Source organism: Acidimicrobiales bacterium, assembly GCA_041394265.1.
Taxonomy (GTDB): domain Bacteria; phylum Actinomycetota; class Acidimicrobiia; order Acidimicrobiales; family SZUA-35; genus JBBQUN01.
The window spans coordinates 2,933,354-2,946,269 of record JAWKIO010000005.1 but is presented as its reverse complement, the minus strand read 5'-3'; the positions used below and the strand labels follow the sequence as shown (position 1 = coordinate 2,946,269).

General features: G+C 67.1%; 13 protein-coding genes. 7 read left to right on the top strand and 6 right to left on the bottom strand.

The genetic code is table 11. The features are described 5' to 3' along the window. Nucleotides 1-110: 110 nt before the first annotated feature. Nucleotides 111-752 (top strand): NUDIX domain-containing protein, encoded by a 642-nt coding sequence (locus tag R2733_14480; GenBank protein ID MEZ5377708.1) that lies wholly within the window; start codon nucleotides 111-113, stop codon nucleotides 750-752. 1 nt (nucleotide 753) lies between these two features. Here R2733_14480 and folE read toward each other — a convergent pair whose 3' ends face one another. The 4 genes from folE to R2733_14460 all read right to left on the bottom strand — a co-directional run bounded on the left by folE (nucleotide 754) and on the right by R2733_14460 (nucleotide 3,381). Then, a complete protein-coding gene (gene folE / locus R2733_14475) occupies nucleotides 754-1,335 on the bottom strand; it encodes a GTP cyclohydrolase I FolE (protein ID MEZ5377707.1) in 582 nt (193 codons plus the stop codon). 20 nt (nucleotides 1,336-1,355) lie between these two features. Continuing rightward, the gene (locus tag R2733_14470) at nucleotides 1,356-2,201 is read right to left on the bottom strand and encodes a TetR/AcrR family transcriptional regulator (GenBank protein MEZ5377706.1); all 846 of its coding nucleotides are present in this window, start codon (nucleotides 2,199-2,201) and stop codon (nucleotides 1,356-1,358) included. Between the two features lie 81 nt (nucleotides 2,202-2,282). After that, a complete protein-coding gene (locus R2733_14465) occupies nucleotides 2,283-2,741 on the bottom strand; it encodes a DCC1-like thiol-disulfide oxidoreductase family protein (GenBank protein MEZ5377705.1) in 459 nt (152 codons plus the stop codon). Nucleotides 2,742-2,826: 85 nt separating this feature from the next. Next, a complete protein-coding gene (locus R2733_14460) occupies nucleotides 2,827-3,381 on the bottom strand; it encodes a hypothetical protein (protein MEZ5377704.1) in 555 nt (184 codons plus the stop codon). Nucleotides 3,382-3,508: 127 nt separating this feature from the next. On the opposite strand from R2733_14460, the gene larE reads away from it, so the two are divergent. The 6 genes from larE to R2733_14430 all read left to right on the top strand — a co-directional run bounded on the left by larE (nucleotide 3,509) and on the right by R2733_14430 (nucleotide 9,160). Next, a complete protein-coding gene (gene larE, locus R2733_14455; protein ID MEZ5377703.1) occupies nucleotides 3,509-4,462 on the top strand; it encodes an ATP-dependent sacrificial sulfur transferase LarE in 954 nt (317 codons plus the stop codon). Then, nucleotides 4,452-5,135, top strand: coding sequence for a nickel pincer cofactor biosynthesis protein LarB (gene larB / locus R2733_14450; GenBank protein MEZ5377702.1), 684 nt, complete (start codon nucleotides 4,452-4,454; stop codon nucleotides 5,133-5,135). Before larE ends, larB begins: the two co-directional genes overlap by 11 nt. Continuing rightward, on the top strand, nucleotides 5,132-6,325 hold the full coding sequence (gene larC / locus R2733_14445) for a nickel pincer cofactor biosynthesis protein LarC (GenBank protein ID MEZ5377701.1): 1,194 nt from the start codon (nucleotides 5,132-5,134) through the stop codon (nucleotides 6,323-6,325). Before larB ends, larC begins: the two co-directional genes overlap by 4 nt. An 18-nt stretch (nucleotides 6,326-6,343) precedes the next feature. Next, nucleotides 6,344-6,865, top strand: a complete 522-nt coding sequence (locus R2733_14440; GenBank protein MEZ5377700.1) for a MarR family transcriptional regulator — start codon at nucleotides 6,344-6,346, stop codon at nucleotides 6,863-6,865. A gap of 106 nt (nucleotides 6,866-6,971) precedes the next feature. Continuing rightward, on the top strand, nucleotides 6,972-8,060 hold the full coding sequence (locus R2733_14435; GenBank protein MEZ5377699.1) for a Zn-dependent alcohol dehydrogenase: 1,089 nt from the start codon (nucleotides 6,972-6,974) through the stop codon (nucleotides 8,058-8,060). Nucleotides 8,061-8,191: 131 nt separating this feature from the next. After that, nucleotides 8,192-9,160: an aldo/keto reductase gene (locus tag R2733_14430; protein ID MEZ5377698.1), complete on the top strand. Its 969-nt coding sequence runs from the start codon at nucleotides 8,192-8,194 to the stop codon at nucleotides 9,158-9,160. Between the two features lie 7 nt (nucleotides 9,161-9,167). Here the strand turns inward: R2733_14430 and R2733_14425 are convergent, their stop codons facing one another. Together R2733_14425 and R2733_14420 are read right to left on the bottom strand one after the other, a co-directional pair. Next, the gene (locus R2733_14425) at nucleotides 9,168-10,475 is read right to left on the bottom strand and encodes an MFS transporter (protein MEZ5377697.1); all 1,308 of its coding nucleotides are present in this window, start codon (nucleotides 10,473-10,475) and stop codon (nucleotides 9,168-9,170) included. 87 nt (nucleotides 10,476-10,562) lie between these two features. Next, on the bottom strand, nucleotides 10,563-12,902 hold the full coding sequence (locus R2733_14420) for a molybdopterin-dependent oxidoreductase (protein MEZ5377696.1): 2,340 nt from the start codon (nucleotides 12,900-12,902) through the stop codon (nucleotides 10,563-10,565). Nucleotides 12,903-12,916 lie beyond the last annotated feature (14 nt).

Genomic DNA, 12,916 nt, shown 5'->3' with positions numbered 1-12,916 from the left:
AGCATACGGGGACCAGGGGCAACGGCACCGATTGCCACCTGACACCCAGGTGAACGTCGCCGAACCTTCCGGTGGCGACGATCCGGGGATCTGGTTCCTACGCTGTCGGCATGGCCGATCCGAACGAGCTGCTCGATGTCGTCGATCCGGCGACCGGCGCCGTGCTCGAGACCCTCGATCGGGCGACCGTGCACCGCGAGGGCCGCTGGCATCAGGTGTTCCACTGCCTGGTCGTGCGGCCGGCGCATGGCACCGTGGTGCTCCAGGAGCGGGCGCCGACCAAGAGTTTCCCCGGCAAACTCGACCTTTCCGTCACCGGGCACCTCTCGGCCGGGGAGCAGCCCATCGACGGCATCCGCGAGGCTCGCGAGGAGCTCGGCATCGACCTCGAACCGAAGCGGCTCGTCGCCCTCGGCACCCGGCTGCTGACCGATTCGGCCGGCGAGGGCCACAACTGTGAGCGCATGCACGTCTTCCTCTACGACGACGATCGCGAACTCACCGACTACGCACCCGACCCCGCCGAGGTCACTGCCCTGGTCGAGGTCGGCGTGAGCGACCTACTGCACACGTTCGCGACCACCGAAGCCACGTCCGAACCCGCCCGTGGCCTACGCTGGACGCCCGACCGCGCACCCGCACCGTTCGACGTCTCGTCCGATCAGTTGGTCCAGGGCACCGACGGCTACTGGATCGTCCTGCTCACCATGGCCCTGCGGCATCTTCGAGGCGAGGTCCCGTTGGCCATCTGAGTCAACGAGGTCGAATGAGTTCGAGCGCCTCGGCTCTCGTGGTGGGGTTGTCGGCGAGCAGCCCCCGCACCGCCGAGGTGGTGGTCATGGCGCCCGGTTTGCGGACACCACGAATGGTCATGCAGAGGTGCTCGGCCTCCATCACCACCATGACGCCGGCGGCACCGAGTTCTTGCATCATCGTGTCGGCGACCTGCAGGGTCAGTCGCTCCTGGACCTGCAGGCGGCGGGCGAAGCCGTCGACGACGCGAGCCAGTTTCGACAGGCCGCACACCCGCCCGGTGTCACCCGGGATGTAGGCAATGTGGGCGTGGCCGATGAAGGGCAACATGTGGTGCTCGCACAGCGAGCTGAACGCGATGTCGCGCACGATGATCATCTCGTCGTGATCGACCTCGAACTGTCGCTCGAGGTGGTGGCCCGGGTCCTCGCGATAGCCGCTGAGGATGTCGTCGTAGGCCCGAGCGACACGAGCCGGCGTATCGAGCAATCCGTCGCGGTCGGGGTCCTCGCCAATGGCGATCAGCAGTTCACGGACGGCGGCCTCCGCACGTGGTCGGTCGACACCTTGGAAGTCGGTCATCGCCGGAGACTAGGGGCGAGTCAACCGTCGGACGAAGACGAGTCGAGCGATTGCAGGGCTGCGAGCGTCGGCTCGACCATGGTGGCCATCGCCTGCAGCGCGGTGAACAGGCGGCCGGTCATGTCGCTCGTGGGGTCGAGCCGGTCGAGCACTTCGATACCGAGGAAAAGGGCGGCGATGCCGTGCGCCAGTTCGTCGGCCGGGACGATCGGGGCCAGTGGACTGCCGACGAGCGCCCGGCGAATGGCCGCAGCGAGCAGGTCGTTCCACGGCTGGAGGAGTTCGACGATGCGCGGTCCGAGATCACTCGAGGTGGACCACGCGGCGACGATCGCCGCCAGTGCCGGCGAATCGGGATCGTCAGGTCCGGCGTGGAGGTCGGCAGCGATCGCGACCAAGTCGGAGAAGGTGGTGACGGCCTCCAACCGGTCGCGATAGCGCGCCATCCGACGGTTGCCCGCTCGCTCGAGTGCCGCCACCATGAGTTCCTCGACCGAACCGAAGTGATAGAAGACCAGTGCCTGGTTGACACCGCCCTGACGGGCGATGTTGCGGGCGCTCACGCCGATCATGCCGTCGGCTCGCACGACGTCGAGCGCCGCATCCAGGATGCGCTCCTTGGTCTCGGCCCCACTCTGGTTGGTCTTGCGTCGAGTCGGTCGGCTCGTCGGCGGCTTGCTCGAAGTCGGCTGCTTGTCGCCTGACGTCGTGGTGGCTGTCTTCGTGGTGGCTGTCTTCGTGGTGGCTGTCTTCGTGGTGGCTGTCTTCGTGGTGGCTGTCTTCGTGGTGGCTGTCTTCTTGGCGGTCTTCTTGCTTGCCTTCGGTGCGCCCGAGCGCTCTTCGGATGATGACGATGCTTCCGACACGACCACGAGTGTGTCACGTCGGCGATTCTCCGGCGGCGCATCCGGGGTCGGGCTGACGTGAGGTCGAAGCGTCCTGCGGCCTCATGTCCACCGATCAGGCAGCGAGCACGAACCTTCGGCGCAGCTCGTCGAGCCGTCGGATGGGGTCAGGCGAGCCGCCACGTCGCCGGCCGCCGTGCCCTCGTCCAGTCCCATCAGCACCGCCGAGACCGTACCCCGCCCGATGGACACGGCATGGAAGGCCTGTCGGGCAACGGGCCGGAGCATCGGTTGCTGCAACCGGCGAGCCAGCGTCGTGTAGCGCCGAAGCACACTCAGCACGGCGATGAACGCGTCAGGGCCGATCCACGCCGCTCCTCGATGATCGACGACCACCAGCTCCTGACCGATCGGAACGTACGCACCGAGCCAAGCGATCGCTTCGGGACTACTCGCCGCCAGGAACCGGAGGGGCACCATCGAGTCCTGGCGGGCCAACCACTGGTGACACCGGCGACAGAGCTCACAGGTGTCGTCGAAGACGACGGTGATGGCAGGCACCTGAGGGGTCTGCAACGGGCCGTCCAACAGACGCTGGGAAACCGGGCGCTGTGTCATCGGACGCTGTGCCACCGGACTCGGGCCCTCAGGCTGGGGCGACGACGCCGGGGCCGGCAGGGGGAGGCGGGGGGAGGTAGTCGTTTGGCTCCGGCAGGTTCCTCAGCGGAGAGCTGTAGGTCTTGCGCTCGTTGCGGGTGCGGATGCGCCAGAAGACGGCCATGTTGACCAGGTGGATCACGCCAAGGGAGAGGAGCAGGGTGCCGATGTTGACGACCAGGTCGTTGACCGCCGTGGTCAACGACATCGAGAACTCACTGATCTGGTAGAGCATCAGCGCGAACCCCAGGTTGAGGAGGTAAAAGCCGACGACGAGCAGATGGTTGACTGCCTTCGCCACCTCGGCATCTTCGAACACATTGCGCAGGAAGTCTTCGCCGTTCGCGTAGAGCGTTCGGCCGAGCCAGGCGACGAGACCCACGGCAATCAGCGCATAGACGAGGTAGAGGGCAACCCTTGTGCCTTCGGAGATCGGGGTGACCGTGGCGCCGAGCGCCACCCGGTTCGGGCCCGCAAGGTTGGCGAACCCGCTGTTGGACGACCCGATGTCGGTGAACCCGAGGGCGGAGAAGAAGTGCGGCATGGCCAGCCTTTCGTTTAGTTGAGCAGTTGCTCAATTCGTTGAGACTTGAGCGTACGCTCAATGTTTGAGCGCGTCAACACTCTTTCGACCAGGCAAGTCCGACTGCGGTCCCGTAGCCTTTGGCGTCGTGGGTGGAGTGACCGCAGCAGCGACGACGATGACGTTCAGCGATCCCGTGTCTGCCGAGCACGTGCCTGGTGAGAGCGTGTCTGGTGAGAGCGCGCCCGGGGCGACAACGGACGTTGCCGATGACGTCCTCGCCGAACGGCTCCTCGCCGCCTGTCGTGCGACGGGCCCAATGGTCGTGGCGTTCTCCGGCGGGGTCGACTCGGCGCTGCTGGCCGTGGCTGCCGACCGAGCGCTCCCCGATCAGGCCTGGGTCGCCACGGCCGACTCGGCCTCGCTCGCCCAGGGCGAGCTCGACCACTGCCGTGACTTCGCCCAGCGGTGGCAACTGCAATGGCAGTCGGCGGCGACCAGTGAGCTCGATGACGATCGCTACCTGGCCAACGACGGCGACCGGTGCTTCTGGTGCAAGTCGGCACTGATGGACCAGCTCCAGCCGATTGCCGACGAGCGAGGCGCCACGGTGGTGCTCGGCGTGAACGTCGACGACCTCGGCGATCACCGTCCGGGCCAGGACGCCGCTCGCCAGCGCGGCGCCCGGTTCCCGATGGTCGACGCCGGGTTCACGAAGGCGCACGTCCGCCAGCTGGCGAAGGCGTGGGGGCTCGAGGTGTGGGATCGTCCGGCGATGCCGTGCCTGTCGTCGCGTATCCCCTACGGCACGGCGGTCACCGTCCCGCTGCTGAGCAAGATCGACCGGGCCGAGGCGGCGCTCCGGAAGCTGGGCTTCGGCGACGTCCGCGTGCGCCACTACGCCGATACGGCGCGTATCGAGCTTCCCGCCCCCGAGCTGGTCCGAGCCGCAGAAATTGCCGATCAACTCGTGTCGGCCGTGACCGGAGCCGGCTACCGATACGTCACGCTCGACCTCGCAGGCCTGCGCTCGGGGAATCTCAACGGCGCACTCGCGAAGGAAGCCAACAGGGAAGCCAACAGGACTGACCGTGTCGGCTAGATCCGTCGACCCCGATCAGCACGTCGAGTCCGACGACCACACGTTCGCCCGACTCGACCTCGATCGCTCCAAACGGATCGACCTCCCCGAGGCGATCTACAGCCAGGGCAAGACGACCGAACAGGTCGATGCCATCGCCGACCGCATGCTCGCGAACGGCACCGACGCCGTGATCGCCACCCGTCTGACCGACGACCAAGCCGAGGCCATGGATCGACGGTCGCCGCAGGCCAGCGGGCACGGCATCCGCACCTGGCGCCACCGCCCGGCCACGGGCCACCGCATCGCCGTGGTGTCGGCCGGCACCTCCGATCTCCCCGTTGCCGACGAGTGTCGACTGACCCTGACCGCGCTCGGCCACGATCCATATGCCATCACCGATGTCGGCGTGGCCGGACTGCAACGACTCACCGGCGTCTTGCCCGAGATCGCAGAAGCCGACGTGATCGTTGCTCTCGCCGGGATGGAAGGGGCGCTGCCCACGGTGCTGGCCGGACTCGTCGGTGCCCCGATCATCGCCGTTCCCACCTCCGTCGGCTACGGCGCTGCGCTCGAAGGGGTCACGGCCCTGCTGTCGATGCTTGCCTCCTGTGCCCCCGGGATCGCCGTCGTCGGCATCGACAACGGATTCGGCGCCGCCTGCGCCGCGCACCGAATTCTCTCCTCACGATGACCGGGCACTCGCTCTGGCTCGACCCCGGCTTCGGGGCGTCGGGCGACATGCTCCTCGGCACGCTGGTCGGCCTCGGCGCACCACTCGACGACGTCGTGGCCCGGCTCGAGCGCCTCGGCGTCGAGGACTGGTCGATAACGGAGTCGATCGTGTCACGCTGTGGTCTCGGGGCCACGCGGGTCGAGGTCACCGCCGCCGCGCACGAACACGGGCGCCCTTGGTCGGAGATCGACCGCCTGCTGGCGCACGCCGACCTGTCCGACGGCGTGCGCACCGGCGCTCGGCGGACGTTCCGACTCCTCGGCGAGATCGAGGCCGAGGCGCACGGCGTGACCATCGACGAGGTCCACTTCCACGAAGTCGGCGCGGTCGACGCGATCGTCGACATCGTCGGGGTGTGGATCGCCGTCGACCTCCTCGGGCTGGGATCCGTTGCCGTTGGACCGGTCGGCCTCGGCCACGGCACCGTGAAGGGAGCCCACGGCGTGCTCCCCCTCCCGGCTCCGGCCACCGCGGCACTGCTCGCCGGCGCGCCGGTCCGGCCGGTCGACGTCGCGATGGAAACCTGCACCCCGACCGGTGCGGCGCTGCTGGCCACCCTTGGCACGTGGGGCCCGATGCCCGAGGGACGACTCCTCCGGTCGGCCCGTGGCGCCGGTGGGCGCGACACCCCATCGCACCCCAACGTGGTCACCGGCCACCTCCTCGACACCGATCCCGATCGAGACACCGGCGCCGCCGGCACGGCCGGGCCGGCATCGGAGCCGGCTGTCATCCTCGAGACCAACCTCGATGACGTCACGCCTGAAGTCCTCGGCTACCTCATCGATCGGTTGTTGGAGGACGGAGCGGCCGACGCCTGGGTCACGCCGATCGTCATGAAGAAGAGCCGCCCGGCGCACCAACTGTCGGTCCTCACCACCCCGGAACGTGCTGCTGCGCTGCGAGATCGGATCAGCGTCGAAACCGGCACACTCGGGGTCCGAGCCATTGCGGCCACCAAGTACCCACTCGAGCGTTCGACCCACCTGATCTCGCTGCTGGGGCACGAGGTCAGGATCAAGCTCGGACCCCACGGGGCCAAGCCCGAGCACGACGATCTGGTCGCGGTGGCGCAGGCCACTGGCCAGCCCCTTCGCTCGCTCACCATGCAAGCGCTTGGTGTCTGGCGTGACATTTCGAACTCATGACGCCACACTGGAGCGATCATGACCGCCGCCACCGACCCCACGCCGACCAAGCTCAGCCCTGAGCAGGCCGAGCTGCAACGTCAGGTCGGCACGGCGTGGCGAGAAATTCGGCGAGGCGCGTCGGCCATCCGGATCAAGGACCTGTTCTACGGCGCCGGCCCCGACGGGCTCGATCTGGCACTTGCCGACGCGCTCACCGTGCTCTGCCAGTCCGGCCCCATGCGCATGGGCGAACTGGCCGAGGCGCTCCACATCACGCCGGCCTCGACCACCCGGGCGGTGAACTGCCTCGTCGACAAGGGCTATGTCGAACGGGTGAAGGACGCCGACGACCAGCGGTCGATCGTGGTGTCGGCGACACCGCAAGGCAGCGAGCGCTACCTCCTGATCGCCTCACGGGTGCAGTCGGGCATCGGACAGATCCTGAGCAGTTTCGAGCCCTCGGAGCAGGTGCTGCTGGCCGAGTTCCTCACCCGGTTCGTCGAATCGGTCGAGACCTACGTGGCGAGCGAAGACGCCCGGGGCGACGACCACCGCTGAGACCGAGTCCGCCACACGCCCGGCGCAGTGTGACAAACGCCAAGCCATCGGCCAGAATCGCCCCGGCGATGCGACGCGGCATCGCGCATTCTCGAAGGGGTTCTCAATGAAGGCTGCTGTCCTCAACTCGGTTCCGGGTCAACTCGACATCCAAGAGGTCGAGATCGGTGAGCCCGGCCCTCGTGAGGTGCTCATCAAGACCGTCGCCGCCGGCCTCTGCCACAGCGACCTGCACTTCATGGAAGGCAAGTATCCGTACCCGTGCCCAGCGGTCCTCGGCCACGAATCGGCGGGCGTCGTCGAGGCGGTTGGGTCGATGGTCCACTACGTCCAGCCTGGCGACCACGTGATCACCTGCCTGTCGGCGTTCTGCGGTCACTGCTCGCAGTGCACCGACGGCCACCTCTCGCTCTGCGAGAACAAGAACACCGAACTCGTCCGCCAGCCGGGTGAGGCGTCACGCATCTCCCGCGACGGTGAACCGGTGAACCAGTTCCTCCACCTGTCCTCGTTCGCCGAGTACATGCTCATCCACGAGCAGGCGCTGGTGAAGATCCGCCCCGAGATGCCGCTCGACAAGGCGGCCCTCATCGGCTGCGGCGTCACCACCGGCCTTGGCGCCGTGTTCCGCACCGCCAAGGTCGAGCCCGGCTCCACGGTCGCCGTCATCGGTGCGGGCGGCATCGGCCTCGCCGCCATCCAGGGGGCGCGCATCGCCGGCGCCAACAAGATCATCGCCGTCGACATGCTCGACTCGAAGCTCGAACTCGCCCAGAAGATGGGCGCCACCCATGTGGTCAACGCCGGCAAGGAAGACGCCGTCAACAAGGTGAAGGAGATCTCCGACGGCGGCGTGCACTACAGCTTCGAGGCTGTCGGCATGAAGCTCACTGCCGAGCAGGCCTTCAAGATGCTGCGCAGTGGCGGACAGGCCACCGTCATCGGCATGATCCCGGTTGGCACCACCGTCGAACTCCACGGCCCGGAGCTCCTCAGCGAGAAGACCCTCACGGGATCCAACATGGGCTCGAATCAGTTCCGCACCGACATGCCCCGCTTCGTCGACATGTACCTCGACGGGCGACTGATGCTCGACGAGATGGTGTCGGCCCACATCAAGCTCGAGGACATCAACGAAGGCTTCGAAGAGATGAAGAAGGGCAACGTGGCTCGTTCGGTCATCATGTTCGACTGACTCGAGCTGCTCACCCACTCGAACCATTCGACGAACAATGGTGGTGTCGAGGCGCCGACCACGGCGTCACGGCACCACCATTGTCACGTCCGGTGGGTCGGTCTGGACCCGGCTGGGCCACACTGGCCGACATGACCATGAGCTATCGCCACATCGGCCGTTCCGGCCTGAAACTGTCCACGCTGTCGTACGGCTCGTGGGTGACGTTCGGAAACCAGCAGGGCTTCGACGAGGTGCTCGCCACCATGTCGGCGGCCTGGGACGGCGGCTGCAACTTCTTCGACAACGCCGAGGCCTACGCCGGCGGCCAGTCCGAGGAACTGATGGGTCGAGCCTTTGCGGAACTGGGTTGGGCTCGCGAGACGTTCGTCGTGTCGACCAAGTTCTACTGGGGCATCGTCGACGCCCCGAACATGAAGTTCACGCTCAACCGCAAGTACCTCATGCAAGCCATCGATCGGTCGCTCGAGCGGTTCCAGCTCGACTTCGTCGATCTGGTGTACTGCCACCGCGCCGACCCGAAGACGCCGCTCGAGGAGACCGTCTTCGCCATGCACGACATCATCACGTCGGGTAAGGCCCTGTATTGGGGCACCTCGGAGTGGTCGGCCAAGGAGATCCGCGATGCATGGGAGATCGCGGACCGGCATCACCTCCACAAGCCGATCGTCGAGCAACCCGAGTACAACCTGTTGAAACGGGGGCGAGTCGAGATCGAGTACGGCGACCTCTACGACGACCTCGGCATCGGCACGACCATCTGGAGTCCCTTGGCTTCCGGGATCCTCACGGGCAAGTACACCGACGGGATCCCCGATGACAGTCGGGCGGCGACGGCCAACCTCGACTTCCTCAGCAACCGGCTCACCGACGCCGAGCTCTTGGCGAAGGTCGATCAGCTGGCGCCGATCGCAAAGGATCTCGGCTGCACCCAAGCGCAACTGGCATTGGCATGGTGCACGCTCAATCCGAACGTGTCCTCGGTCATCACCGGCGCGAGCCGGGTATCACAGGTCTTCGAGAACTTCGAGACCCTGGCCGTCGCCGATGCGATCAGCGATGAACAGCGGGCCCAGATCGAGGCGATCTTCCCGGTTTGACCCCCGATCAGGCAGCGGGCGCCGACTGAGCAGTCGGCGACTGGGCGGCGTGGGAGTAGGCCGGGTCCCGCAGACCCTGACCCGCCAGTTGCTCAAGGAGCACATAGGCCCCCATCGAGGCGACAGCCACCAACCCCATGACGCCGAGGGTCTGTCGGAGGCCGATGGCTTCGGCGAGAATGCCGAGCGGCGCAGCGGCCATACCGAAGCCGGCAAACGACAGCTGCATGAGCGACTGGACCCGCCCCTGGTGCGTTTCGTCGGACATCGCCAAGGCCAGGGTGTTCGACAGCGACTGGTACGCGTTGGTCATGACCCCGATGCCGGCGGTGATGAGCATCGCAACGGCCAGATTCGGCGCCAGGCCCAGCAACATCACGCCGATGCCGAACCCAAACCCGGAGCAGATCATCATCAATCGGGCCACGGGCGAATCGGCGCGGCGGGCAACCGGAGCAAAGGCGGCGACGGCACCGATCGCACTCGCCGTGCTCATCAACCCGACCGACCCCTCGCCGAGTCCGAACTCGCCTTCGATCAGTGCCGGCATGAACGCCACGTAGTTGAAGGCGAACATGATGACGAACAACGACGAGAGGACCAGGCGGCGCAGCGGCGGCCGGGCGGCAACGTACCGAACGCCGTCGGCGATATCGAGGAAGGGATTGCGCTTCGTCGATGCGGCCGGAGCGATGTTCGGAAGGCGCAGCATGGCCAGGAGACTGATGACCGAGAACGCTCCGGCGATGAGATAGGTCTTGCCGATGCCGATGAAGGCCACGCCGGCCAAGGCGCCGGCGATCGACGGGGCGAAGATCCGGGTGCCGTTCATCGACAGCATCGACAGCGAGATGGCATTGCCCAGCTGCTCTCGGCCCACCAGGTCGCGTGTGAACGCCGTGCGGGCGGGCCCGAAGAATCCAAACGCGCTGCCCTGAGCGACGGCAGCGAGCAACAGCATCCAGAACGTCTCTCGGCCGGTCACGACCGCCAGCCCCATCCCCATCGCCGCGGTGGCGATGAGCACCTGGCTGCCGATCAGCACCGCCCGTTTGGGGAGTCGATCGGCGGCGACACCGCCCAGTGGGGTGGCGATCAGCATCGACAGTCCGAAGAACAGATAGACCTGGCCGAGCGACGCCTCGGACTCGGTCAGGTCCCACGCCAGCAGGCTCCGGAGCAGGAACTGCATCTGGACGGCCATGAAGCTGAACAGGCCGCCCCACCACAGCACCTTGTATTCGGGCACCCGAAGCGAACTGAACGCCTCGCCCTTGCCCGACTGGCCGTCGGTTCTCCCGGTGATCTTCGACATGCTTCGAGAGCCTAAGTGCTCTCACCGTCGCAATGCGACTCGGCGACTCGGTCGCGATGCGACTCGGCGACGGCGCTCGCCATCGGCTCAGATGACCGCGCTGACCTGTACCGGCACACCATTGAGCGCCACGTTGCCGCTGACCGGGTCGAGGAGGTACTCGTCGGTGAGCACATTGGTATTGACACCGGCGTAGTCACTGGCGACGGCGAGCTGCACGTCGGGGAGGTTCTGACCGAAGCCGTGAGGAATACTGACCACGCCCGGTCGGATGCCGTCGGTGAGTTCGGCAGTCAACGACACCTCACCGACCCGCGACGAGACCCGAGCCATCGCACCGTCGAGGATTCCGAGCCGTTCGGCGTCGTCGGGATGCAGCTGGAGGGTGCACCGGTTCTTGCCCTTGGTCAGCACCCTGATGTTGTGCATCCACGAGTTGTTCGACCGCAGGTGGCGTCGGCCGACGAGGACCATCGACTCGGTCCAGTCGCGCTCCAGCGACGAGGCGAGGCGGGCCAGGTCGTCGGCCAGAACGTCGGGCACCACCTCGACCAGTCCGCTCGGCGTGCGGAGCAGATCGGGGAGACGGTCACCTTCGAGCTCGCCGAGATCGACACCATGGGGGCTGGCCTCGAGCACCGCAAGAGTGAGCCCGTCGGGCTCGCTGCCGAAACCGTCGCCGTAGGGTCCGGTACGCAGCAGAATGTCGAGCAGGCGCTCAGGTCCGACCCGTGGCGTGCCATTGGCATCGACCACCATCGCCATCAGTTCCTCGACCTCACGACCGTGCACCTTGCCGTGGGTATCGCGCGTGGCACTGGCCAGCATCCCGGCGGCCATCGCCCGATCCATCTCGGCGACGAGGTTGTCGACGTCGTCACCCGCCGGTGGCTGACCGGCCAGCACGGCGGCGAGGCGGAGCATGATCTCCCACTCGCTCAGCTGCCCCTCCGGCAGCGCCAGCACGGCGGCGGAGTAGTTCGCCACGTTGTGCACGGCGAAGTTGAGCAGCGCCAGGTCGTAGTGCGACTTCTGCAGTGCCGACGGCGGCGGCAAGATCACGTCGGCGTGGCGAGTGGTCTCGTTGATGTACGGGTCGATGGCGACCATGAAGTCGAGACTGGCGATAGCGGCGTCGAGGCGACCGAAGTTGGGGTTGGACGACACAGGGTTGCCGCCGACGACGATCATGGCCCGGACCTGGCCCTCGCCCGGTGTCTCGATCTCCTCCGGCAACGCACTGACCGGGAACTCTCCGAACGCCTTCGGCCACTTGCCGACCCGCGACACCGATCGTCCGAGGCTGAGGCCGCGTCCGAATCGAGGAGCGCCCTTGGTCGAAGGCTGGCCGGTGGCGCCCTTGGTGAACATCGCGCCACCGACGCGGTCGAGGTTGCCGCTCAACAGGTTCACGACATCGACCAGCCACGAGGCGAGGGTGCCGAACTCCTGGGTGCAGGTGCCGATGCGGCCGTAGACCGCTGCGGTGGGGGCGTTCGCCAGGTCGTGGGTCAAGGTACGAATGACGTCGGCATCAACACCGACCGTCGGCGCGACGGACTCGGGGGTGTAACCGGCCAGCAGCGTCGGGAGCCGATCGAGGCCGTTGCAGTAGGGGGCGAGGCGTTCGGTGTCGGCCAGCCCCTCGACGATCAGCGTGTTGGCGATGGCCGCCAGCAAGTGGGCGTCGGTACCGGGCCGGATGGCGAGATGCTGATCGGCCTTCGCTGCAGTCTCGCTCCGGCGGGGATCGACCACGACGTAGCGCCCGCCCCGTTCCTGCAGCCGTTCGAGGCGACCGGGGAAGTCGGGGGCGGTGCAGAGCGACCCGTTCGAGGCATAGGGGTTGGCGCCGAGCAGGAGGAGGAAGTCGGTCCTGTCGAGATCGGGCACGGGCACCGTGACGGAGCCGAACATCAGGCCGGCCGAGATCTCCTTCGGGCGCTGGTCGACCGTGGACGCCGAGAACAGGTTGGCGGTGCCGACGGCCTTGATGAGGGTTCGGTTGTAGAGCAACGGGGCGATGCTGTGGGCACCGGGGTTGCCGAGATACATGGCGCAGGCATCACGCCCGTGCTCGGCCAGCACCGGCAACAAACCGTCGGCGATCGCAGAGAACGCCTCGTCCCATGACACCTCGACGAACTCGCCGTTGCGCTTGACCATCGGAGCTCGCAGCCAGTCGGGATCGTCGTGCAGCTTGGCGATCGCAGAACCCTTGGGGCAGAGGTAGCCCTTGGAGAAGACGTCGTCTCGGTCACCACGCACGAGGGTGGGACGACCATCGGTCAGCGTGATCTCGAGTCCACACCCGGCCTCACACAGCGGGCAGGTGCGGTAGGCCTTCGTCGTTGCGGCGGGTTCGGTGCCGGTGGCCGTCTCGGTGGCGGCGGTGTCAGTGGCGGTGTCGGTGGCGGCGTTCGTCATGGGTCCCCCTCGGC